This is a genomic window from Burkholderia plantarii (assembly GCF_001411805.1).
Classification (GTDB): domain Bacteria; phylum Pseudomonadota; class Gammaproteobacteria; order Burkholderiales; family Burkholderiaceae; genus Burkholderia; species Burkholderia plantarii.
In genome coordinates this window covers 715,949-738,520 of record NZ_CP007212.1, presented here as the reverse complement: position 1 = coordinate 738,520, position 22,572 = coordinate 715,949, and the positions used below count along the sequence as shown (strand labels likewise).

At 69.7% G+C, this 22,572-nt stretch carries 16 protein-coding genes; 9 read left to right on the top strand and 7 right to left on the bottom strand.

From position 1 onward, the window contains the following. Nucleotides 1-44: 44 nt before the first annotated feature. Together bpln_RS03230 and bpln_RS03225 are read left to right on the top strand one after the other, a co-directional pair. Entirely contained in the window at nucleotides 45-701 is a 657-nt protein-coding gene (locus bpln_RS03230) for an ABC transporter ATP-binding protein (protein ID WP_042623948.1), read from the top strand. Nucleotides 702-728: 27 nt separating this feature from the next. After that, a complete protein-coding gene (locus bpln_RS03225; RefSeq protein ID WP_244132135.1) occupies nucleotides 729-2,051 on the top strand; it encodes a glycosyltransferase family 4 protein in 1,323 nt (440 codons plus the stop codon). A 91-nt stretch (nucleotides 2,052-2,142) separates the two neighbouring features. Here bpln_RS03225 and bpln_RS03220 read toward each other — a convergent pair whose 3' ends face one another. From bpln_RS03220 to bpln_RS03200, 5 genes are all read right to left on the bottom strand, one after another. Continuing rightward, the gene (locus bpln_RS03220) at nucleotides 2,143-3,057 is read right to left on the bottom strand and encodes an NAD-dependent epimerase/dehydratase family protein (protein WP_042623946.1); all 915 of its coding nucleotides are present in this window, start codon (nucleotides 3,055-3,057) and stop codon (nucleotides 2,143-2,145) included. 17 nt (nucleotides 3,058-3,074) lie between these two features. Next, the gene (locus bpln_RS03215; RefSeq protein ID WP_055138069.1) at nucleotides 3,075-6,158 is read right to left on the bottom strand and encodes a glycosyltransferase; all 3,084 of its coding nucleotides are present in this window, start codon (nucleotides 6,156-6,158) and stop codon (nucleotides 3,075-3,077) included. 109 nt (nucleotides 6,159-6,267) lie between these two features. Beyond that, complete coding sequence (locus bpln_RS03210; protein ID WP_055138068.1) at nucleotides 6,268-7,401, bottom strand: glycosyltransferase family 4 protein; 1,134 nt, start codon at nucleotides 7,399-7,401, stop codon at nucleotides 6,268-6,270. Nucleotides 7,402-7,507: 106 nt separating this feature from the next. After that, a complete protein-coding gene (gmd, locus tag bpln_RS03205; protein WP_042623943.1) occupies nucleotides 7,508-8,542 on the bottom strand; it encodes a GDP-mannose 4,6-dehydratase in 1,035 nt (344 codons plus the stop codon). A gap of 189 nt (nucleotides 8,543-8,731) precedes the next feature. Continuing rightward, on the bottom strand, nucleotides 8,732-9,916 hold the full coding sequence (locus tag bpln_RS03200; protein WP_055138067.1) for a polysaccharide biosynthesis/export family protein: 1,185 nt from the start codon (nucleotides 9,914-9,916) through the stop codon (nucleotides 8,732-8,734). Between the two features lie 123 nt (nucleotides 9,917-10,039). Between bpln_RS03200 and bpln_RS03195 the strand changes: the two genes are divergently transcribed. From bpln_RS03195 to bpln_RS03180, 4 genes are all read left to right on the top strand, one after another. Beyond that, nucleotides 10,040-11,200, top strand: coding sequence for a glycosyltransferase family 4 protein (locus bpln_RS03195; protein WP_055138066.1), 1,161 nt, complete (start codon nucleotides 10,040-10,042; stop codon nucleotides 11,198-11,200). A 7-nt stretch (nucleotides 11,201-11,207) separates the two neighbouring features. Beyond that, nucleotides 11,208-13,205, top strand: a complete 1,998-nt coding sequence (locus tag bpln_RS03190; protein WP_082465177.1) for a capsular polysaccharide export protein, LipB/KpsS family — start codon at nucleotides 11,208-11,210, stop codon at nucleotides 13,203-13,205. Between the two features lie 52 nt (nucleotides 13,206-13,257). Next, the gene (locus tag bpln_RS03185; RefSeq protein WP_042623940.1) at nucleotides 13,258-14,685 is read left to right on the top strand and encodes a mannose-1-phosphate guanylyltransferase/mannose-6-phosphate isomerase; all 1,428 of its coding nucleotides are present in this window, start codon (nucleotides 13,258-13,260) and stop codon (nucleotides 14,683-14,685) included. Nucleotides 14,686-14,893: 208 nt separating this feature from the next. Then, complete coding sequence (locus tag bpln_RS03180; RefSeq protein WP_042623939.1) at nucleotides 14,894-15,745, top strand: class II glutamine amidotransferase; 852 nt, start codon at nucleotides 14,894-14,896, stop codon at nucleotides 15,743-15,745. A gap of 333 nt (nucleotides 15,746-16,078) precedes the next feature. Here bpln_RS03180 and bpln_RS03175 read toward each other — a convergent pair whose 3' ends face one another. After that, nucleotides 16,079-16,774: a VTT domain-containing protein gene (locus bpln_RS03175; RefSeq protein ID WP_055138065.1), complete on the bottom strand. Its 696-nt coding sequence runs from the start codon at nucleotides 16,772-16,774 to the stop codon at nucleotides 16,079-16,081. Between the two features lie 226 nt (nucleotides 16,775-17,000). Here bpln_RS03175 and mutL point away from each other — a divergent pair, with 226 nt between their 5' ends. Together mutL and miaA are read left to right on the top strand one after the other, a co-directional pair. Then, nucleotides 17,001-19,154, top strand: coding sequence for a DNA mismatch repair endonuclease MutL (gene mutL, locus bpln_RS03170; protein ID WP_055138064.1), 2,154 nt, complete (start codon nucleotides 17,001-17,003; stop codon nucleotides 19,152-19,154). Further along, complete coding sequence (gene miaA / locus bpln_RS03165; protein ID WP_055138063.1) at nucleotides 19,151-20,119, top strand: tRNA (adenosine(37)-N6)-dimethylallyltransferase MiaA; 969 nt, start codon at nucleotides 19,151-19,153, stop codon at nucleotides 20,117-20,119. Before mutL ends, miaA begins: the two co-directional genes overlap by 4 nt. A 217-nt stretch (nucleotides 20,120-20,336) precedes the next feature. On the opposite strand, the gene purM is transcribed toward miaA, so the two are convergent. Then, nucleotides 20,337-21,392 (bottom strand): phosphoribosylformylglycinamidine cyclo-ligase, encoded by a 1,056-nt coding sequence (gene purM, locus bpln_RS03160; RefSeq protein ID WP_042623935.1) that lies wholly within the window; start codon nucleotides 21,390-21,392, stop codon nucleotides 20,337-20,339. Nucleotides 21,393-21,831: 439 nt separating this feature from the next. On the opposite strand from purM, the gene hda reads away from it, so the two are divergent. Continuing rightward, nucleotides 21,832-22,557, top strand: a complete 726-nt coding sequence (gene hda / locus bpln_RS03155; protein WP_042623934.1) for a DnaA regulatory inactivator Hda — start codon at nucleotides 21,832-21,834, stop codon at nucleotides 22,555-22,557. Nucleotides 22,558-22,572 lie beyond the last annotated feature (15 nt).

Sequence of the window (22,572 nt, the reverse complement as noted above, 5' to 3'; positions counted from 1 at the left end):
GCCGGTTCGTCCGGCCGCGTCGACAGCCCGGGCAAGGAGCCGCGATGATCGAGCTTTTTGACGTCTGCAAGGCCTATCACACGCGCCAGGGCCGGCGCACCGTGCTCGACCGCATCAACCTGAAGGTCGGGATGGGCGAGAAGCTCGGCATCCTCGGCCGCAACGGCGCCGGCAAGTCCACGCTGATCCGCCTGATCAGCGGCGCCGAACTGCCGACCTCGGGCCACGTCGAGCGCAGCATGAGCGTGTCCTGGCCGCTCGCGTTCGGCGGCGCGTTCCAGGGCAGCCTGACCGGCATGGACAACCTGCGCTTCATCTGCCGCGTCTACGGCGCCGACGCCGCGCGCGCCGAGCCGTTCGTGCAGGAGTTCTCGGAACTCGGCTACTACCTGCGCGAGCCGGTCAAGAGCTACTCGGCCGGGATGCGCGCGCGCCTCGCGTTCGCGATCTCGATGGCCGTCGAGTTCGACTGCTTCCTGATCGACGAGATCATTGCCGTGGGCGACGCCCGCTTCCACGCCAAGTGCCACCACGAGCTGTTCGAGCAGCGCAAGGACCGTTCGCTGATCATCGTCAGCCACGACGCCAGCTACATCCGGCAGCACTGCGATCGCGCCGCCGTGCTGGTGGAAGGCCGGCTGCACACGTTCGAGCAGATCGAGGACGCCTACACGTTCTACCAGGACAGCCAGCTTCAATGAGCCCGCTCCACCCCGATGCCGCCGGATTTGCCGCCTAGGCCCGTTGCGCTGTCGCTCCGGATTCACTGCCGCCTCGCGACCCGCCTGCCCGGTCTGCTGCTGCGCTCGGCGCGCGAGCGTCTGCGCGCGCTCGCGTCGGCCGCATCGCCTGTCGGCACGGTCGACGCGGCGACCCCGACGCGGCAGCTGTTGATCGACGTCTCCATCATCGCCGCGCATGACGCCGGCACCGGTATCCAGCGCGTGGTGCGCCGGCTCGCCGAGGGCCTGCTGCGCCGTCCGCCGCCCGGCTACGCGGTGCGCCTCGTGCGCGCCACGCGCAAGCTGCCGTACCGCTACGCCGACGACTACGCGAGGACGCTCTGCGGCGACGCCGCGCCAGCGCCGCGCGATCGGCAAGCACACCCCGACGGCCCGCTCGTGGTCCACGCCGGCGACGTGTTCGTCGGCCTCGATCTCGCGAGCCGGATCGTGCCGCGCCGCATGGACGACCTGCTCGCCATGAAGGCGGCCGGCGCGCGCGTCACGTTCGTCGTCTACGACCTGCTGCCGGCCGTCCACCCGCACTGGTTCACGCGCCGCGCCTCGCGCGACTTCCGGCGCTGGCTGTCGTTCCTCGGGCTGCACGCCGACGCGCTGTTCTGCATCTCGGCCACCGTGGCGGGCGAGACGCGCGACTGGCTGAGCCGGCGCTTCGGGCTCGTCGGCGCGCTGCCGCTGATCGGGGATTTCCGGCTCGGTTCCGATTTCACGACGCCCGCGCCGCGCACGCCGAAGGCGCCGGACGCCACGGGGATGCTGACGTTGCTGATGGTGGGTACCGTCGAGCCGCGCAAGGGGCACGCGGCGGTGCTCGACGCGATGGACCTGCTCTGGCGGCGCGGCGCGCCGATCGCGCTGACCATCGCCGGGCGGCCGGGCTGGCGCATCGACGCGCTGGCCGAGCGGCTGCGCAACCATCCGGAAGCGGGCCGGCGGCTGACCTGGCTGCCCGCGATCGACGACGCGGCGCTGTCACGCCGCTACGATTCGGCCGACGGCCTGATCATGGCTTCGCAGGCCGAAGGATTCGGCCTGCCGCTGGTGGAGGCCGCCTTGCACGGCCTGCCGATCCTGGCGCGCGACATCCCGGTGTTTCGCGAGGTGGCGGGCAGGCACGCGCGCTACTTCGCGAATGGTGGCGCGGCGCAGCTGGCCGACGCGATCGAACGCTGGGCCGCCGAACTGCGCGCCGGCACGGCGCCCGACAGCCGCGGCCTGCCGCTCTCCACCTGGGACGACTCGACCGCGCGCTTCACGGCGCTCCTGCAGCGCGCCGCCGCGCCGGTGGCGGACGAATCGCGCGACTGAAGCCCCGCCTGGCACGGCCGGTCGGCGCCGGCGCGAACCGCGACCGGCGCCCTACCGAACGATCGAACGATCGCGGCGGCCCGCGCCCGGCTTACGCGCCGGCCGCGCGCGCCGCCACGCGCTCCTCGCCGTCCTTCAGCATGCCGCGGATCACCTCCTCCACTGGCAGCAGCGCCTGGCGCCGCGGCAGCAGCGCATCGAGCCGGGTCGTGTCGCCGAGCAGGCTGAACACCTCGTTGGCGCGGATGAACTCGGGCGCCGAAATCACTTCGATCTCGTGGCCGCTCACGCGGATCAGGATGTCGAGCAGCTCGCGCACCGAGGTGCCGCGCCCCGAGCAGATGTTGATGGTCTCGCCGAACGACTTCGGCTCGTCGATCAGGCGCGCGAAGATATCGCAGGTCGACTGCACGTCGATGTAGTCGCGCACCGGATCGAGCCGGCCGAGCCGGATCGAGGCGGCACGCTCGGCGAAGTGGCGCACCAGCTTCGGCACCACGAAATTGCCGTTCTGCCCGACCCCGATCACGTTGAACGGCCGCGTGATGGTGATGTCGTGGCGCTCGCCGAAGTTCCGCACCAGCCGCTCGCAGGCGTACTTGCTGATGCCGTAGTGGCTGACCGGCAACGGCGCGAGATCCTCGGACAGCATGCCGGTGGGCTGGTTGCCGTAGACGCCCGCGGTACTGACGAAGATCAGGCGCCGGCGCCGCCCGATCGCGTCGAGCCCGAGCAGCAGGTTCTCCGTGCCGATCAGGTTGGTTTCGTAGTACTGCAGGGTCTTGCCCTCGGTCACCGACGAGAGCGCCGCCAGATGGATCACGACATCCGGATCGACGTCCTTCAGCACGGCGTCGATCTGCTCGCGTTCACGCAGGTCGCAGACGATCTGCGAGTCCATCCCCTGCATCGTCGTGCCGATCACGTCGTGCCCCTGCGCCTGCAGGTGGCGGGCCAGGTAGCGACCGATAAAGCCCGAAATACCGGTAATCAGGATCGAAGCCATGTCATTTTCCGTCGAGGTTAGTTTGCCGCCGCGCCGGTGCCCTGGCCCGTGGCCTTGCCCTTGCCGGCCGCGTCCGTCACCGGCTTCGCCGCCTTCGCCGCGAGGCTCGCGCGCAGCTTTTCGGCATGCGCGGCATACAGCGCGTCGAGCAGCATCTTCGTGGCATCCTTCCAGCTGCGCGGCTTCCATTCGGCGCGAATCCGCTGCTCGTAGCGCTCGACCTCGCGCGGGTGGCTCAGGTAGTGGCCAATGCGCTCGGCCCACGCGAACGTGTCGTGCGGATCGACGTACTCCACCAGATCGCGCCCGGTCTCGCGCAGCGGATCGGTGTCCGCCGTCAGGCAGAACTTGCCGTAGCTGAGGCTCTCCGGCAGCGTCAGGCTCCAGCCCTCGTAGAACGACGGCAGCAGCGTGAAGCGGCAGTGGCGGTACAGCACGTCGAGTTCCTCGTCGGTCGGGCTCACCATCACGATCCGGTCCTTCATGCGGGCGTCCGCGCGCAGGATGGTCAGGAAATCGGTGGATTTCCAGCCCTCCTTGCCGACGAACACCAGCTTCGGCAGCTCCGTCACACCGCGCTCGAACAACGTCACGTAGGCCTTGTACAAGGTATCGTGATTCTTGCGCGGCTGGATGGTTCCCACCGTCATGACGAAATCGCGCCCCACGCCGAGCCGCTCCAGCACGGTTTGATCGTGCTCGGGCTCGGATTCCTTGACGACGTTGATATCCGACCCGAATTCGACGAAATCGCTGCGCGGCGTATTCCAGCCATGCGCCCGCTGAATCCGCTCGCCGTCCCGCAACGCGGTCCGGCCACCGTACACGATCTGGTCGAACTGCTGCGAGGCGAATTCGAAGAAGCGCTCGTAGCCTTCGCAGGTTTCCGGCTGGTGCAGATGCGGCACCAGCAGCGGCGTGAGGTCGTACACGAGCTGGCTCGCGATCACCGCCTCGTGCTCGCGGCTCGCCCTGGCCGCCGCGCTCATCAGTTTCTGTTCCCACTCGATGCCGGCGAAGAACACGATCGAGTTCTCCGGGAACGCCTCGAGCAAGGCCGGATGGTCGGCATGAACGCCGCCCGTCGCACGGAACGGGCTGCGGAAGCCGCTGCCCTGGCGCTCGTGATGGTTCCAGAAATCGTTGAAGTGCTGGTAGGCCGTGCTCAGGTCGTCGTCGTTGAAAAGCCAGAGCAGCATGTCGTGCGGGATCTCGAACATGTGGCCGCCGTCCTGCGCGAAGTAGTGCGTCTTCGGCGCGAGTTCGTGCAGGTGGCGCGCGAGCGTCAGCTCGGCGCGGATGATGCCGTTCACGCCGCCCTGCCAGTGCAGGTAGGTCAGCGACAGGTCCATCCAGATCTCGGGCAGCTTGCGCGCCGGCACCTTCTGCTCGACCACGAAGCGGTTCACGTTTTCATGGATCGCGCGTGCCGTGTCGCGCCAGGTCGTGATGGTCCAGTCGAGCACGATGCGCTGCTGGTAGGCGCGCAACGCCGCGTCGTCGTTGGCGTAGTGATGGATCTTCTCGGCCCAGCTGCGCGCGTCCCACGGCGCGACGTAGTCCACCAGGTCGCGGCCGATCTCGCGCAGCGGCGGGGTGTCCGCCGAGAGGCAGAACTTGTGCTGGCTCAGGCTCTCCGGCAGCGTCAGGCTCCAGCCCTCGTAGAGCGTGGGCAGCACCGTGAAGCGGCAGTGCTTGTAGAGCACCGCGAGCTGCTTGTCGGTCGGCGACAGGCGGATCACCTTGCCGACCAGACGCGGATCGCGGTCGAGCGAATCGACCAGATCGCCGACCTGGCCGAGCACGCGCCCGCAGATCACGAGCTGCGGCATGCCCTCGAGCTGCTCGGTCTGCGCGATCAGGTAGGCGCGGTAGAGCGTGTCGTGGTTCTTGCGCGGCTCGATCGAACCGACCGTGATGATGAACGGGCCGGTGATGCCGATCTCGCGCAGGACCGCCTCGTCATTGCCCGAATCGGCGAGCTTGACGATGTCCGAGCCGAACTTGACGGCCTGCCCCGGCGGCGACGGCCATTTCATGCGGGCCTGCAGCTCGCGCGTGTCGCGCTTGGCCGTCTCGCCGCCGAACAGCATGAAGTCGACGTTCTCGGAAATCCACTTCAGATAGCCTTCGAACTTGTTCTGGCCGATCTCCGAGTAGAGGTGGCGCGTTTCGGGGCGCAGCAGGATGATGTCGTAGACGAGATAGACGACGAAGAACTCGGGGAACGCCGCCTTGACCCGCTCGAAATAGGCTTCCTTCTGGCTGTCCATCCAGCCGACGCTCACCACCACGTCGCCGGCGCCATACGGATGATGCAGGCTCGACGGTTCCGGCAGGTCGATCACGATGTTGCGCGCCTTCGACGCCTCGGTGGCGCCGGCGGCGCGATAGCGGTCGAAGAAATGCATGTAGGCATCGACGACGTTGTCCGCGTCGAACAGCCATGCGAGCTGCGCCTCGGGAATCTCGACGAAGCCGTTGCCCTTCTGCATCGAGAAACGCACCGCGGGATCGATCTTCTTCAGGCCGTAGGCGATCTCCAGCTCGGCGCGCACGATGCCGACCACGCCGCCCGTCCACTCCATCGAGGTGGTCAGGTCGAACCAGAAGGTGGGCGTGCCGCCCCTCGATACGCGCGCCGTGCCGACCTTGCCGGAAGCGACCACCGCCGGCGGCACGACTGGCGCCTGCGGTTGCGGGGCCGGGGTCGGGGCCGGCGGCTGAGGCGTGACGCTGGCCGGCGCCGGGCTTTGCGCCGACGCGTCCCGCGCGGCCGGGCGCGACTCGAACAGGGTCAGCACGCGCTGCAGCGGCGAACGCATGTGACGGCGATGGCGCGCGATACGCTCGTCCAGGCCATGCACGGCCGCCGCGTAGCGCAGGCCCTCGTCCGACTGACGCAGGTCGGCCAGCACGCGCAACTTGCCCGCCGAGCGCGTCAGCATCGCCGAATAGTGCAGGAAACCACCCGCATCCGGTGCCCGCCCCAACAGCGTTTGATACGCCTGCTCGATGAACTGCCGGCCATCGAGGGCCAGCAGCATGTCGACGGTGATCACGGATTGCAGCGAATCGGGAAAATTAGTGTGCTGACTCATTCTGAATGATCGAAAAGATCCAATGTGAATTGGGTATCAAATGCGCTCGGGACATCATCGGCATGGTGGCCCGCACGGCTGCCTGCCCCGCCCCCTGCCGTCGTCGTGTCTAGCGCGCCGCCTCCAGCCGGCGGCACAGCGCCAGCGTGTTCCCGGCGCAGCTCGCCCAGTCGCGGCGGGCCGCCACCTCGAGCCCCTTCGCCACGGCCGCGGCGCGCCAGGCGTCGTCCGACAGCACCGTCTCGATGCCGGCGCGCAGTTCGTCGTCGTGATCCGGGCTGACCAGCAGCGCGGCGCCGCCGGCCACCTCGGGCAGCGACGTGCTGTTCGAGGTCAGCGTCGGCACGCCGCTCGCGAGCGCCTCCAGCACCGGCAGGCCGAAGCCTTCGTAGACCGAAGGAAACAGGAACGCGCGCGCGCCAGCGTACAGCATCGGCAGCGACGCTTCCGGCACGAAGCCCAGATAGCGTAGCCAGCCTTCGTTCTCTGCCTGTGAAATCCGCGCGAGCAGCGTTTCGTTGAGCCAGCCGCGACTGCCGGCCAGCACCAGCGGCCAGCGCCGCCGCAGCGCCTCGGGCAGCCGTGCGTAAGCCGCGATCAGGCGGTCGACGCGCTTGCGCGGCTCGAGCGTCGAGACGCACAGCGCGTAGCCGCCTGCCGCGAGCCCGAGTTCGGCAAGCGGCGCGGCCAGTTCGGCGGCCTCGCGCGGGTGATACTCGGGCGCCACGCCGAGCGGAATCGCCGTGATCCGTTCGAGCGGCCAGCCGAAGAACCCGGCCACCTCGGCGCGCGTCGCCTCGGAATCGGTGATCAGATGGCCGGCGCGCGCGAGCGTCGAGCCGAACGCCGTTTCGAAATGCCGGATCCGTTCCGCCGGATGCGTTTCCGGAAACTTGAACACCGACAGGTCGTGGACCGTCGCGACGCCGCGCTCGGCGAATTCAGGCAGGAAATAGTTCGGACCGTGAAAGAAATGCGATCGCAGTTCGCGACGCCGCCACCAGTGCTGCATGCGCTGCGTGCGGCGCACGCCCAGCAGCGTCTGCAGCGCGCTTTTCGGCGGCTTGTTCGCCGCCTGCGGCTGCAGCAACGTGGCCGGATCGTCGATCCATCGTTCGCCGTGCAGCAGGCGCGGCGCGTCATCCGACGCGATGGCCCGGTAATGACGCGCGAGTTCCCAGGTGTAACGCCCGATGCCGGTCAACGGATGCGCGATCGCATCCACGCAGAGAATCAGTTTCACGCAATGATTTCCTTCGATCGGCCGGCGCCCGATCGGCGCCGTCGCCGGCCGGCCACGCCGCGTCGCGCGCGGGACGACGCGAGCCCGGGCGCGACCCGCTTCGCGATCAGAACGACTTGCCGGTTTCGTTGCGGCGGATGTCGGCCTCGACCATCATCTGGCAGAGTTGCTCGAGCGTCGTCTTCGGCTCCCAGCCCAGTTCGTCGCGCGCCTTCTTCGGGTCGCCGATCAGCAGTTCCACTTCGGCCGGACGATAGAAGCGCGGGTTGATCTTCACGATGGCGCGATTGCTGTTGCGGTCGATGCCGACCTCGCTTTCCTCGCTGCCCTGCCACACCAGATCGAAGCCGGCGGCCTTGCCCGCCATGGTGGCGAAGTCGCGCACGGTTTCCGTGCGGTTGGTCGCGAGCACGAAGGTGTCGGCTTCCTTGGCCTGCATCATGCGCCACATGCCTTCGACGTATTCCTTGGCGAAACCCCAGTCGCGCTTGGCGTCGAGATTGCCGAGCTCGAGCGTGTCCTGCAGGCCGAGCTTGATGCGCGCCATGGTGTTGGTGATCTTGCGCGTCACGAATTCCTGGCCGCGCAGCGGCGATTCGTGATTGAACAGGATCCCGCTGCACGCGAACATGTCGTAGCTCTCGCGGTAATTCACAGTGATCCAGTGCGCGTAGAGCTTGGCGACGCCATACGGGCTGCGCGGATAGAACGGCGTCGATTCCGTTTGCGGGATCGCCTGCACCTTGCCGAACATCTCCGAGGTGCTGGCCTGATAGAAGCGGATCTTCGGATTGACGACGCGGATCGCCTCGAGCAGGTTCAGCGCGCCCACGCCGGTGATTTCGGCCGTCGTGACCGGCTGGTCGAACGACACGCCCACGAAGCTCTGCGCCGCGAGGTTGTAGACCTCGTCGGGCCGGGCCGACTGCACGAGACGGATGTTGGCGCTCAGATCGGTCAGGTCGCACTCCACCAGCTTCAGGTTCGGGTGGGAAGCGATCCCGAGATCCTCGATACGCCAGAAATTCACCGAGCTGGTACGGCGGTAGGTGCCGTAGACCGTGTAGCCCTTTTCTATCAGCAACTGCGCGAGGTAGGCGCCGTCTTGACCAGTAATGCCGGTGATAATTGCTGTCGTCATCGCTTATCTCAAAATAGTCAGACAAAAACTTCGGGCTTAACGATTGATTTAGAAAATAATCGTTAAGCCCCGAATTGGTTTAAATCATTTCTGAAACCCAAGATCAACCGGGATCATCGAATATGTATTAATCATATTAAATGATCGGATGATTGATCGATTCCGATGCTCCGGAATCCGACGAATCGCTCAACGAGTCACTTCGACCCCGGTGATCACCGGGTAAGCCACCGAGAACACCACGTTGAGGAATTTTTGCAGCTCGGCCACCGGCGCATTCGAGACGTAGAGGATGTCCTTGTTGTCCATCATGAAGTTCTGCGCCACGAAAAACGCGTTGGGATCGCGGAAATTCACGCGGTACACCACCGGCACCTTGCCGTCGGCCGTGGTGCGCACCGGCGTGTTGGCCCACTTGAGCGCGTTGGCGTCCTCGAGGCGGAAGATGAACACGCCCTGCGCGTCGGAACGCGTATCGAGCAGGCCGCCCGAGCGCGCGATCGCCTGCGCCAGCGTGATGCCCTGCGCCTCGAAGCCGACTTCCTCGTTCTTGCCGGTCGCGCCGAGCGCCATGAAGCTGTAGGGCTGGAACAGCGCCGTCATCACGTCGCCCGCGTGCAGCGGCACGTTCTGGCGCGGATCGCGGATCACCGATTCGAGCGGCATCGACACCACCTTGTCGCCGCGCGTGAGCTGGATCGTCACCTTGTCCACCGGCTGCTTGACGCCGCCCGAGGCGGCCAGCATGTCGAGCACGCGCTCGCCGTGGGCGGTCAGCGGCTGGCGGCTGCTGTTGACCACGTCGCCCACCACGGTCACATACGAGGTGGCGTTGCGCGACAGCTTCACCAGTACCTGCGGATCGTGCGCCACGTTCTTCAGGCGCGCGACGATGGCGTTCTGCAGTTGCACCGGCGTGAGGCCCGCGGCCCGGATCTGGCCGACGAACGGCACGTTGATCGAGCCGTCGCCGTCGATCATCTGCTCGGGCAGCGCCGTGACCTGCGAGCCGCCCGCGGCGGCCGACTTCGCGTCATGGCTGCTGCCGCCGCCGGCGCCGAACAGCGTGGCGGGCGGCGCTTCCCAGATCGAGATTTCGACCGTGTCGCCGATTCCGAGCTGCTGATTGAACGCGGGGCGCCCGCCCAGCGCCGTAAAGAAGCTGTTCGCGCCGCGTTCGGCGAACAGCTGGCGGGCGATGTCGTTGGTCACGTCGACCACCTGAATCCCGTCGCGATCGACCTGCGCCGCACTCTGGCCGGCCTGATTGATGCGCGAGGCGCTCGGCCCCGAGGTCGGGATGGTCGAACATCCGGCCAGCACGCCTCCCAGCACGACCGCCATGCAACCCAACTGAAATGTCTGACGCAACATTTATACCGACTTCAAGAATAAATTGTGATGTATTGTCGCACGGCGTAAGTTAAGATGGTCGCTTTGGCAAAAAATAAATGCCACGAAGTGAAGTCAGTATTGCAGCTGCGAGATCGCACTACCGTGTCATTATTACTTCTTGATGTAACCCGCCTGTTGAATCGCCTCTACGACGGCACCTTGCCGACCGGGGTGGATCGCGTCGGGATCGCCTATATCGAGAGGTACGGGCACCGGGCTCGCGCGGTACTGAGCGAACGCGGCTTCGTGACCACGCTCGGCGAGCGCGATTCGCGGCGCGTGTTCGACTGGCTGACCGGACGCGAGCGCGCCGCGCGCGCCGCGATCCGCGCCACCGTCGCGCGCGCCGTGGCCACCGGCTGGCGGCGCCGCGCCGCCGTGCCGGGCGTGCTGCTGAACACCAGCCACACCGGCATGGAATATCCGCGCTACTACCGCAGCGTCGCCGCCCGCAACGCGCGCTCGGTCTTCATGATCCACGACCTGATCCCGCTCACGCACGCGGAATACTGCCGGCCCGGCGTCGACCAGCAGCACCGCCGGCGCGTGCGCCTCGCGCTGGCCCATGCCGACGCCCTGATCGCCAATTCGCAGGCCACCTTCGACACGCTCGCGCACGAGGCCGAACTGGCCGGCCTGCCGCTGCCACCGACCGCGGTCGCCCATCTGGCCTCCGGCATGCAGCCGGCCGGCGGGCACGCGCGCCCGCTCCCCCGCCCCTATTTCGTCATGCTCGGCACCATCGAGCCGCGCAAGAACCACTGGCTGATGCTGCACGTCTGGCGCGCGCTGGTCGAGAAGTGGGGTGCCGCGGCGCCGACGCTGGTGGTGATCGGCCGGCGCGGCTGGGAGTGCGAAAACGTGGTCGACATGCTGGAGCGCTGCGCGCCGATCCGCGATTTCGTCATCGAGAAATCGAACTGCTCCGACGCGGAACTGCAGGCCTGGCTCAGCCACGCGCAGGCGCTGCTGTTCCCGTCGTTCGCCGAGGGCTACGGGATTCCGCTGGTGGAAGCGCTGGAACTCGGCGTGCCGGTGATCGCGAGCCGGCTCGACGCGTTTGCCGAGATCAGCGCCGGGATCCCCGACTATCTCGATCCGCTCGACGGGCGCGGCTGGCAGCAGGCGATCGAGGCCTACGCCGAAGCCGGGTCGCCCGCGCGCGCGGCGCAGCTCGCCCGCATCGCGCGGTTCGTCGCGCCCACCTGGGACGCGCATTTCGAACACGTCGACGCGCTGCTGCGGACCCTGACGGGCGCCTGACGACGCCATGCGCCGCCTCACCCGATCCGCCGACGCGGCGCAGGCGCCCCCCGGCGCCGCGCGCCGGACTTGCGATCGCTTCGACGCCCGCGCGGCGCGTGCTGCCCGGCCCGGCCCGGTCTGGTCGTCGGGGCGGCCGGTCTCGCTGTCGGCGTTCCGCGAGGCGGCCGGCGACGGCAGCGCGCGGGCCTGGAGCCAAGTGCTCGGCGCGATGCTGGCCGAGCCGCCGGCGCGGCCGGCCGCCGAGCTGGACGCGCTGATGCGGCGCGTCCTCGGGGCACGCGCGGCGGCCGGCGCGCACGACTTCCCGCCGCTTCCGGTCGAATTCACGGCCAACTCCACGGCTGGTTTCCCGGCCGATCTCGCGACTGACCGCGGCGCCGCCGCGACGCCGCGCGTGCTGCTGATCGACGAGCGCCGGCGCGGCCCCGACCGTCACGCCGGCAGCGCGCGCGAGCGCGAACGCGGATTCGCGCGGCTGCTCGATGCCGCGCGCGAACGCCATCGCGACGCGCGGTTCTGGCTCGCGCCGTCGAGCGACGACGGGCATGGCGCATGGCTGTCGTCGCGGCACGCGGCGCGGCTGCCCGCCGGCCTGCGGCGCGTCGCGACGCCCGGCGCCGTCTGCGCGATGCTGCCCCATGTCGACCACGTCTACGTGCTCGGCGCCTCCGAGGGCCTGCACGCGCTGCTCGCCGGCAAGCCGCTCGACGTCTTCGGGACCCCGAACTATGCCGGCTGGGGGCTCACGCGCGATGACCGGCCGCTGCCGGAGCGCGTCGCGCGCCCGACGCCGGCCGCGCTGTTCGACTGCCTGTTCGTGCGGCTCGCACGTTATCTCGACCCGGTCACGCAGGGCGCCGGCACGCTCGCGACAACGCTCGCGCACCTGGAGCTGCAGGCGGCGGTGCGCGCGCGCTTCGCCGACCTTCGACAGGTGACGGGCCTGCGCTTCCAGTGGTGGAAGCGCCCCTACGCGACGCCCTACCTGCAGGCCGGCGCCGGCCGCCTGCGCTGGGAACGCGACGCGCGGCGCCTCGCGCCGGGCGGGTATGCGGCGCTATGGGGCGGACGCGGCCTGGACAGCCTGCCGGCCGGCGTCGCGCCGCTCTGGATCGAGGACGGTTTCCTGCACTCGCACGGTCTCGGATCGGACATGATCGCGCCGTATAGCCAGGTGCTCGACCGAACCGGCATCTATTTCGACGCGACACGCCCGAACGACCTGCAGGCGATCCTGAACCACGCCGACTTCGACGCCGCGGAACTGGCGCGCGCGCAGCGGTTGCGGCAGGCGCTCGTCGCCAACGGTCTGACCAAATACAACCTGGGCCGGCGCGCCCCGGCATGGCGCCGCCCCGATGCGCGCGCCGTGCTGCTCGTGATCGGCCAGGTCGCCGACGACGCCTCGATCCGGCTCGGGACCGGAACGATCAGCACTGCGGATCAATTGCTGAAGACCGTGCGCGCGCGCTTTCCCGACGCCTGGATCGTCTACAAGCCGCATCCCGACGTGCTGTCCGGCAACCGCGTCGGCCTCGTCGAGGCGCAGGCGCTGGCCGACGTGGTCGACGCCCAGGCCGACGTGCTGTCGCTGATCGAGGCCTGCGACGCGGTCCACACGCTGTCGTCGCTGGCCGGCTTCGACGCGCTGCTGCGCGGCAAGCCGGTCCACACCTACGGCCTGCCGTTCTACGCGGGATGGGGGCTGACGGTGGACGCCCTGCCCCAGCCGCGCCGCGAGCGGCGCCTGTCGCTAGAGATGCTGACGGCCGGCGTGCTGCTCCGCTATCCGGTGTACTGGGACTGGACCTGGCGGATGTATACGAGCCCCGAGGCGGTCATCGAGCGGCTCGCCGGCCCTGCCGCGCGCGCGTTGACCGACCTGCGCCGCGATCGCGGCCGCCCGCTGCGCAAGGCGCTGCGCTGGCTGCGCAACATCGCGCGCCACGCCGCCTGGCGCTGGCGCAACGCGCCGTCGCGCGACGACGGTGCCGACGGCTAAACTGGCAGTTCCCGGCAATTTTCGAACCCGTGTTCCTCAACAAGAGCTTGCGATGAATATTTATCCGATCATTCTCTGCGGCGGCAGCGGCACCCGTCTGTGGCCCATGTCGCGGGGCGGTTATCCGAAGCAGTATCTGCGGCTGACCGGCGAACAGACGCTGGTGCAGCAGACCGCGCAGCGTCTGCGCACGATCCCCGACGTGGCCGCGCCGATCATCGTCAGCAATGCCGAGCAACGCTTCCTGGTGGCCGAACAGCTGCGCCAGATCGACGTCGCGCCGACCTCGATCGTGCTGGAGCCGGTGGCCCGCAACACCGCGCCCGCGATCGCCGTGGCGGCGCTGCTCGCGGCGCAGCAGCAGCCCGACGCGCTGATGCTGGTGCTGCCGTCCGACCACGTGATCCTCAACGAGCGCGCGTTCGTCGAGGCCGTCACCAACGCGGCGCCGGTGGCCGCCGACGGCGCGCTCGTCACGTTCGGCATCGCGCCGAAGGAAGCGCACACGGGTTACGGCTACATCCATCGCGGCGCGCCGATCGACGCCGGGCGCGCGGTGTTCCAGGTCGACGCGTTCATCGAGAAGCCCGACGCGGCCAAGGCGCGGCGCCTGCTCGACGAAGGGGGCTACTACTGGAACAGCGGGATGTTCCTGATCAAGGCCTCGACCTACCTCGAGGAACTGCGCCAGCACGCGCCCGAGATCGCGCGCCAGGCCGGCCTCGCGCTGGCCGGCGCCCAGCGCGACAGCGACTTCGTGCGGCTCGACCACGAGGCGTTCGCCGCCAGCCCGAGCCTGTCGATCGACTACGCCGTGATGGAGAAGACCCGCCACGCGGCCGTGGTCGAGACCGTCGACCTGGGCTGGGACGACATCGGCTCATGGAGCGCGCTGGCCGACATCTCCGCAAAGAACGCGGACGGCAACACGGTACTCGGCGACGTCTACACCGACGCCGTCAGCAACTCCTACGTGCGCGCCGACCATCGCATGGTGGCCGCGATCGGGGTCGACAACCTGGTGATCGTCGAGACCGCCGACGCGGTGCTGATCACGCATCGCGACCGCTCGCAGGACGTCAAGAAGATCGTCGAATGGCTGAATGCCTCGGGCCGTCACGAATCGGTCACGCACCGTCGCGTGGTACGCCCGTGGGGCGACTACGAGGGCATCGACCAGGGCGACCGGTTCCAGGTCAAGCGCATCGTCGTCAAGCCGGGCGCGCAGCTGAGCCTGCAGATGCACCACCATCGCGCCGAGCACTGGATCGTCGTGAAGGGCACCGCGCTCGTGACCAACGGCGACCGGGAAATCATGCTGACCGAGAACCAGTCGACCTACATCCCGCTCGGCGCGACGCACCGCCTGAGCAATCCGGGCAAGATCCCGCTCGAGCTGATCGAGGTGCAGTCGGGCGCCTACCTCGGCGAGGACGACATCGTCCGCTTCGAGGACACCTACGGCCGCGCGCCGAAGTAAGCGGGCGGCGGCGCGCGAAGGCTCGCGAAAGCCTTCGAAAGCGCGCCGAAACCGGCTTGCAGGCGGGCCGCGACCTGCCTGCAAGGCCGGCGCCGCCGGTCGCGCGGGCCGCCGCCGGGGTCGGCCGATTTCCGCTATGCTCGGCTGACTTCCCGGCCGGCCGCGCCCCGCGCGCCGGCCCTCCGCCGCAGTCGCAGAAGGAGTCCCCATGTGCCGCTGGCTGGCCTATACCGGCAATCCGATCCCGCTCGAAACGGTGCTGTTCCGCGCCAGGCATTCGCTGATCGACCAGAGCCTGCATTCGCGGCTCGGCGCCACCACCACCAACGGCGACGGCTTCGGCATCGGCTGGTACGGGCGCCCCGACGAGATCCCGTTCCGCTACCGCTCGGTGCATCCGGCCTGGAACGACCGTAACCTGCGCGAGGCCGCGCGCGCGATCCACTCCCCGCACTTCGTCGCGCACATCCGCGCGGCCACCGACACGCCGATCCAGGAAACCAACTGCCATCCGTTCCGGCACGGCCGCTGGATGTTCGTCCACAACGGCCTGATCCGCCGCTATCACAAGCTGCGCCACGACCTGATGCTGCGCATCGATCCGGCGCTGTTCCCGTCGGTGGAAGGCTCGACCGACTCCGAGGTGATGTTCCACCTGGCGCTGACGTTCGGGCTCGAGCACACGCCGCTGCCGGCGCTCGAACGGATGGCCGGCGTGATCGAGGACATCGCCGCGAAGCACGGCGTGGCGCAGCCGATCAACATGACCGTCTGCGCGACCGACGGCGAGCAGGTGGTGGCCGTGCGCTATTCGAGCGAGCATCGATCGCGCACGCTGTTCCACAGCACCTCGTTTCGCCATCTGCACGAACTCTATCCCGACGATCCGCGCATCGCGGCGGTCGGCGACGATGCGTTCCTGGTGCTGTCCGAGCCGCTCGTCGACCTGCCCGACGCGTGGCAGGAGATCCCCGAGAGCACGGCGATCGTCGCGCGCGGCGGCCGCGTCGAGACCTTCGCGTTCACGCCGCGCGCGCCGCGCAACGGCACCCACGGCTGAGCATCCGGCGCTCTCGCCTCGGCACCGGCAGCCCAATTCCGGCGCCGCTTCCCGGGCACGCGCCGCGAGCCGCGCATCGCCTTGACCATGCTTGACCTTTCCTGCGCGGCGCGCGGCTGCCGCCGCGGGTCCGGACGGTTATCACGGCGCGGCCGGGCGCATGCCGCGCCCCGATTTTCCGACCCGGAGACTTCATGGCGGAACTCGCTACCGCCCAACAATGCATGCCGCAAGCGACGACGCCCGCTCGAAGGGAGCGAGCGTCGTCGCTTTCAGGCGGGGGCCGGGACCGGGGCAAGCGGATCGCGGCAGTCCGGCCGCGGCGGCGGTGCCTCAGCCGCGCCCGCGCGGCGCGTTCGAGCCGCCGCGCGACGGGTTCGCCCGCCCGCGCAACAGCTTCCAGAGCGCGCCGATCACGACCGGCACGGCCGCCGCGCCGATCCCCACCAGCACGATCACGTTCAGGTACTGGCGGATGAACGGGATGTTGCCGAAGAAATAGCCGAGCAGCGTGAGCAGCAGCACCCAGCCCAGCGCGCCGGCCACGTTGAAGAGCTGGAAGCGCGCGAAGCGCATCGCCGAGACGCCGGCGACGAACGGCGCGAAGGTGCGCACCACCGGAATGAAGCGCGCCAGCACCAGCGTCTTGCCGCCGTGGCGTTCGTAGAAATCATGGGTCTTCTGCAGCGCGGCGCGGTCGAGGAAGCGCTCGAGCACCGGCACGTGCGTGTCGAACACCTTCGGCCCGATCGCGCGGCCGAGCAGGTAGTTGACGGTGTTGCCGAGCATGGCCGCCGCGAGCAGCAGCACGATCAGCGCCACCACGCTCATCTCGCCGGACGCGGCGAACGCGCCCGCGATGAACAGCAGCGAATCGCCCGGCAGGAACGGCAGGATCACCAGCCCGGTTTCGCAGAACACGATCAGGAACAGCACCAGATACACCCAGGCGCCGTACTGCCGGATGAACTGGCCGAGGAACGCGTCGATGTGCAGGACCAGGTTGACGAAATGAATCAGCGTATCCAAGACGTTTCCTTCGATTCGGGAACAGGGGCGGGACGAGCGCGCGAATTGGGGGCGCGCGGACTGGGGACAAAACAGCGGGAAAGCCGGACGGGCGCGCCGCCGGCCGGGCCAACGCAACCGGCGAGATGATACCGAAGGAAACTTGAGCGCCCGTGTACGCACTTGAAAAAATTTGTGTCGCTCGGCAGCGCCGGTGCGCGCGCGGCGGCGTCGTTATAATTCCCGCATGTCCGAATTCACCGATTCCACCGACTCCGCCGACGCCCCCGCGAGCGCCGGCGCTCCCGCGGCCGGGCCGCGCCCGCTGCGCGCGATCCAGCCGCTGCCCGACCAGCTGATCAGCCAGATCGCGGCCGGCGAGGTGGTCGAGCGCCCGGCCTCCGTCGTCAAGGAGCTGCTCGAAAACGCGCTCGACGCCGGCGCCACCACGCTGCGCATCGTGCTCGACGAGGGTGGCGTCAAGCGCATCGCGATCACCGACGACGGCTGCGGGATTCCCGCCGACGAGCTGCCGCTCGCGCTGATGCGCCACGCCACCAGCAAGATCCGCTCGCTCGTCGAGCTCGAATCGGTGGCCACGCTCGGCTTTCGCGGCGAGGCACTGGCCTCGATCGCCTCGGTTTCCGAGCTGGCGATCACGAGCCGCACCGAGCAGGCGCCGCACGCCACGCGCATCGACGCCGACACCGGCGCGCTGTCGCCCGCGGCCGGCACGCGCGGCACCACCATCGAGGTGCGCGAGCTGTACTTCAACACGCCCGCGCGCCGCAAGTTCCTGAAGAGCGAGCAGACCGAATTCGGCCACTGCCTGGAGATGATCCGCCGCGCGGCGCTGGCGCGCCCCGACGTGGCGATCTCGGTGCTGCACAACGGCAAGGCAGTCGAGCACTGGAACGCGAGCGAGCCGGCCGTGCGCGTCGCGAAGATCCTCGGGGAGGGCTTCGCCACCGCGCACCTGCCGCTCGACGAGCAGGCCGGGCCGCTCGCCGTGTACGGCTGCGCGGGCCTGCCCACCGCGAGCCGCGGCCGCGCCGACCAGCAATACTTCTTCGTCAACGGCCGCTTCGTGCGCGACAAGCTGCTCACGCACGCGGTGCGCGCCGCCTACGAGGACGTGCTGCACGGCGACCGCTACCCGTCCTACGTGCTGTTCCTCGACCTGCCGCCCGAGGCCGTCGACGTGAACGTGCATCCGTCGAAGATCGAGGTGCGGTTCCGCGATTCGCGCTCGATCCACCAGTACGTGTTCCATGCCGTGCAGCGCGCGCTCGCGCGGCACGCGGGCGCCTCGCCCGAGACCACGGCGGGCGGCCATGCCGCGCATCTGGCGCCGGCCGGCGCGGGGGCCACGCTGGAACGCGCGCCGCTCGGGCTCGCGGGCGGCGAGGCCGGCGACGCGACGGCGCGCGCGGCCGAGGGGGCCGAGGAGGCCGCGGATGGTGTCGGCAGCCTTGGCGGGCTCGGCGGGGGTTTCGGTTCGAGCTTCGGCGGCGGCGCGTCGTCAGGCACGGCGGGCGGCTTCGGGCGCGCGGCGGGTGGCTTCGGTTCGGCCGGCGGCGGCGGCGGCGGCGGCAGCGGCGGCGGATTCGGCGGCGGCGCCGCACGCCCGGGCTCCGGCAACACCTGGATGCGCCAGTCGCGCATGACCCAGGGCACGCTGCCCGTCGCGCAGCCGCTCGCGCTCTACGACGCGCTGTTCGGGCGCAAGGAAGCCAGCGGCGAGGCAACCGGCACGGCCGAGCCCGCGCCGTTCGGCGCCACGCCCGGCACGCTGCCGGCCGACGCCGGACTCGACACGCAGCCGCTCGGCTTCGCGCTCGGCCAGATCCACGGCATCTACGTGCTCGCGCAGAACGCGCAGGGCCTCGTGATCGTCGACATGCATGCCGCGCACGAACGGATCCTCTACGAGCAGTTCAAGACCGCGCTCGCGAACCGCACGATCGCGGTGCAGTCGCTGCTGCTGCCGGTGACGATGGCGGCCACGCCGGTCGAGATCGGCACCGCCGAGGAGGAGCGCGAGACGCTCGACGCGCTCGGCTTCGACCTGGCGACGCTCTCGCCCACCACGCTCGCGATCCGCGCGGTGCCGGCGCTGCTGCGCGACGCCGACCTGCCGACGCTGGCGCGCGCGGTGCTGGCCGATCTGCACGAATTCGGCGGTTCACGCGTGCTGACCGAGCGCCAGCACGAACTGCTCGGCACGCTGGCCTGCCATCACGCGGTGCGCGCGAACCGGCGCCTGACGCTCGACGAGATGAACGCGCTGCTGCGCCAGATGGAGGCCACCGAGCGCGCCGACCAGTGCAATCACGGCCGGCCGACCTGGTACCAGCTCACGCTTGGCGATCTCGATCGCCTGTTCATGCGCGGCCAATGAGCGGCGTGACCGGTTCTCCGCGCGTCACCGTCGCCTGCCTGCTCGGCCCGACCGCCTCGGGCAAGACCGCCGCGGCGCTGGCGCTGGCCGGGCGGCGTCCGGTGGAGATCGTCAGCGTCGATTCGGCGCTCGTCTATCGCGAGATGGACATCGGCACCGCGAAGCCGGACCGCGCCGAACGCGAGCGCGTGCCGCATCACCTGATCGACATCCGCGATCCGCTCGACGCCTATTCAGCCGCCGAATTCCGCGCCGATGCGCTGCGTCTGGTCGGCGAGATCCTCGCGCGCGGGCACACGCCGCTGCTGGCGGGCGGGACCATGCTCTACTACAAGGCGCTGACGCAGGGGCTCAATGCGCTGCCGGCCGCCGATCCGGAACTGCGCGCGCGGCTCGATGCCGATGCCGCGCGCGACGGCTGGCCGGCGCTGCACGCGCGGCTCGCGCTGGCCGACCCGGACACCGCCGCGCGGCTCGCGCCGAACGACGCGCAGCGCATCCAGCGCGCGCTCGAAATCCTCGAACTGAGCGGCCAGCCGATGTCGGCGCTGCTCGCCGCGCCGCCGCCCGCCAGCGACGAGGCCGAGCGCTACCGCTTCGTGCCGGTGGCGCTGGAGCCGTCCGACCGCGCCGTGCTGCATGCGCGGATCGCCGCGCGCTTCGACGCGATGCTCGCGGCCGGCTTCATCGACGAGGTGCAACGGCTGCGCCGGCGCGGTGACTTGCATCTCGGCCTGCCGTCGATGCGCTGCGTCGGCTACCGGCAGGCCTGGGAGTATCTCGACGGCGCCACCGACCTCGCGACGATGCGCGACAAGGGCGTGTTCGCCACGCGCCAGCTCTGCAAGCGGCAGCTGACCTGGCTGCGCTCGATGCCGGAGCGCATCGTGGTGGACTGCTGCGCCGACGACTCGCCGCGGCGGGCCGTGACCGCGCTCGAACGCGTGCTCGACACGGCGGCCTGAGTCGCGCCGCCCGGCCACCGGCGGGGCGCCCCCCGCGGCACGGGGCGGGAAAACGGACGACGGGCAACGGACGACGGGCAGCGCGACCGCCGCCGCCGCACCACGCGAACGAACCCCCCGCCGGCGTCGCGCCCACCAACGAAAAGGGCCGCGAATCGCGGCCCTTCCTGCTGCACGGCGCGAGCGCCGTGCCACCGATCCTCTCGCTGCCTCGGCCTCACACCACCACGGTCTGCGCCTCGCCCTCGCGCGTGGCGCGCACCTTGCCGATCTTCCAGACCTGCTCGCCGGCGGCGCTCAACTCGGCCACCGCCGCGTCGGCGTCGGCCGCCGAGACGATCACTGCCATCCCGATCCCGCAGTTGAAGACGCGATGCATCTCCGCGTCGGCCACGCCGCCGTGCTGCTGCAGCCACTGGAACAGCGGCGGCAGCGTCCAGGCGGTCTGGTCGAGCTCGGCCGTCAGGCCCTCGCGCAGCACGCGCGGGATGTTCTCGACGAGGCCGCCGCCGGTGATGTGCGCCATGCCCTTGACCGGCAGCTTCGCCATCAGCGCGAGCAGCGGCTTCACGTAGATGCGGGTCGGCGCGATCAGCGCGTCGGCCAGCGTGCGGCCGTCGAACGCGGCGTCGAGGTCCGGGTTCGCGCGCTCGATGATCTTGCGCACCAGCGAGAACCCGTTCGAGTGGATGCCGCTCGACGCGAGGCCCAGCACCACGTCGCCCTCGACGATCGTGCTGCCGTCGATGATCCTGCTCTTCTCGACCGCGCCGACCGCGAAGCCGGCCAGGTCATATTCGCCGTCCGGATACATGCCCGGCATTTCCGCCGTCTCGCCGCCGATCAGCGCGCAGCCGGCCAGCTCGCAGCCCGTCGCGATGCCCTTCACGACCGTCGCGGCCGTCTCGACGTCGAGCTTGCCGCACGCGAAGTAGTCGAGGAAGAACAGCGGCTCGGCGCCCTGCACGAGGATGTCGTTCACGCTCATCGCGACCAGATCCTGGCCGACCGTGTCGTGGCGGTTCAGGTGGAACGCGAGCTTGAGCTTGGTGCCGACGCCGTCGGTGCCCGACACCAGCACCGGCTCCCGGTACTTCTTCGGCACTTCGAACAGTGCGCCGAATCCGCCGATCCCGCCGAGCACGCCGTCGCGCAGCGTTTTCTTGGCAAAGGGCTTGATCTTGTCGACGAGCGCGTCGCCCGCGTCAATGTCGACGCCCGCGTCACGGTAGGAAAGACCTTGGGCGTCGGGAGCGGATTTCGGAGAAGTCATGGGGGAATGCGAGAAGGTCGGTAAAATGCGATTTTACCCGAAGCCGGACGCCCGGCCGAATTCCCCGCGTCGATCTCTCCAGGTAAAGCATCGTGTCCGAATCGTCCCCGTTTTCATCGCCGGCCCACCGGCCGGCAGCGGCGCCCGCCGCGCCGCCGCGCGGGTCGCGCGCGGCCGGCCCGGCACGCGGCGCGGGCGCGATGCCGGCCGGCGCCCGGGCACGCCGGGCGCGCGGTCGAAGCGATGGCGCCTCGCGTTGGATCGCCGCGACAGCGGCCGGGACCACGAACGACACCGCGACGACGACGGCGGCTGCGCCGCAACCGCGGCAACCGCGAACGCGCGGCATCGGCCCCACCGCCGTGGAAGCGGCGGCGACAGCCCGGCGCCCGCTCCCCGCCGCCGCACGGCGCGAGCCCGACCTCACCCGATCCGCACCGTGACCGCCACCCGTCAACTGACGCTCGACCTCGGCACGCCGCCGCCCGCGACGTTCGAGAACTTCACCATCGGGCCGAACGACGAGCTCGTCTCGCGGCTGCGCCGGCTCGATCTCGCGCTCGCCGCCGGCCCGGTCGCCGACCGCTCGTTCTACGTCTGGGGCGAGGCCGGCAGCGGCCGCAGCCATCTGCTGCAGGCGCTCGTCTACGACACCTCGTACGGCAGCGCGCGCTACCTCACGCCGCAAAGCCCGCTCGGCGCGATCGCGTTCGATCCGCGCGTCTCGCTGTACGCCGTCGACGACATCGACGCGATGAGCGACACCCAGCAGATCGCCCTCTTCAACCTGTTCAACGAGGTGCGCGCGCATCCGTCGAGCGCGTTCGTCGGCGCCGGCCCGGCCGCGCCGCTCGCGCTCGACGTGCGCGAGGACCTGCGCACGCGGCTCGGCTGGGGCCTGGTGTTCCATCTCGCGCCGCTGTCGGACGCCGACAAGGCGGCCGTCTTCAAGCAGGCCGCCAAGGCGCGCGGCATCGCGATCGCCGACGACGTGCCCGCCTACCTGCTCACCCACTACCGGCGCGACATGCCGAGCCTGATGGCCCTGCTCGACGCGCTCGACCGCTTCTCGCTCGAACAGAAACGCGCGGTCACGCTGCCGCTGCTGCGTGCGCTGCTGGCCGCGCTGGAGCGCGAGGCGGACGCTTCCGGCCGGATCAAGTAGCTTCAAGTAAAATGC

What these genes read in the sequence shown, in the direction of transcription:
- miaA (WP_055138063.1), top strand. Translation starts at nt 19,151, where the DNA reads ATGAGCGGCGTGACCGGTTCTCCGCGCGTCACCGTCGCCTGCCTGCTC.
- bpln_RS03190 (WP_082465177.1), top strand. Translation starts at nt 11,208, where the DNA reads ATGCGCCGCCTCACCCGATCCGCCGACGCGGCGCAGGCGCCCCCCGGC.
- mutL (WP_055138064.1), top strand. Translation starts at nt 17,001, where the DNA reads ATGTCCGAATTCACCGATTCCACCGACTCCGCCGACGCCCCCGCGAGC.
- bpln_RS03215 (WP_055138069.1), bottom strand. Translation starts at nt 6,158, where the DNA reads ATGAGTCAGCACACTAATTTTCCCGATTCGCTGCAATCCGTGATCACC.
- bpln_RS03200 (WP_055138067.1), bottom strand. Translation starts at nt 9,916, where the DNA reads ATGTTGCGTCAGACATTTCAGTTGGGTTGCATGGCGGTCGTGCTGGGA.
- gmd (WP_042623943.1), bottom strand. Translation starts at nt 8,542, where the DNA reads ATGACGACAGCAATTATCACCGGCATTACTGGTCAAGACGGCGCCTAC.
- bpln_RS03180 (WP_042623939.1), top strand. Translation starts at nt 14,894, where the DNA reads ATGTGCCGCTGGCTGGCCTATACCGGCAATCCGATCCCGCTCGAAACG.
- bpln_RS03185 (WP_042623940.1), top strand. Translation starts at nt 13,258, where the DNA reads ATGAATATTTATCCGATCATTCTCTGCGGCGGCAGCGGCACCCGTCTG.
- bpln_RS03220 (WP_042623946.1), bottom strand. Translation starts at nt 3,057, where the DNA reads ATGGCTTCGATCCTGATTACCGGTATTTCGGGCTTTATCGGTCGCTAC.
- bpln_RS03230 (WP_042623948.1), top strand. Translation starts at nt 45, where the DNA reads ATGATCGAGCTTTTTGACGTCTGCAAGGCCTATCACACGCGCCAGGGC.
- purM (WP_042623935.1), bottom strand. Translation starts at nt 21,392, where the DNA reads ATGACTTCTCCGAAATCCGCTCCCGACGCCCAAGGTCTTTCCTACCGT.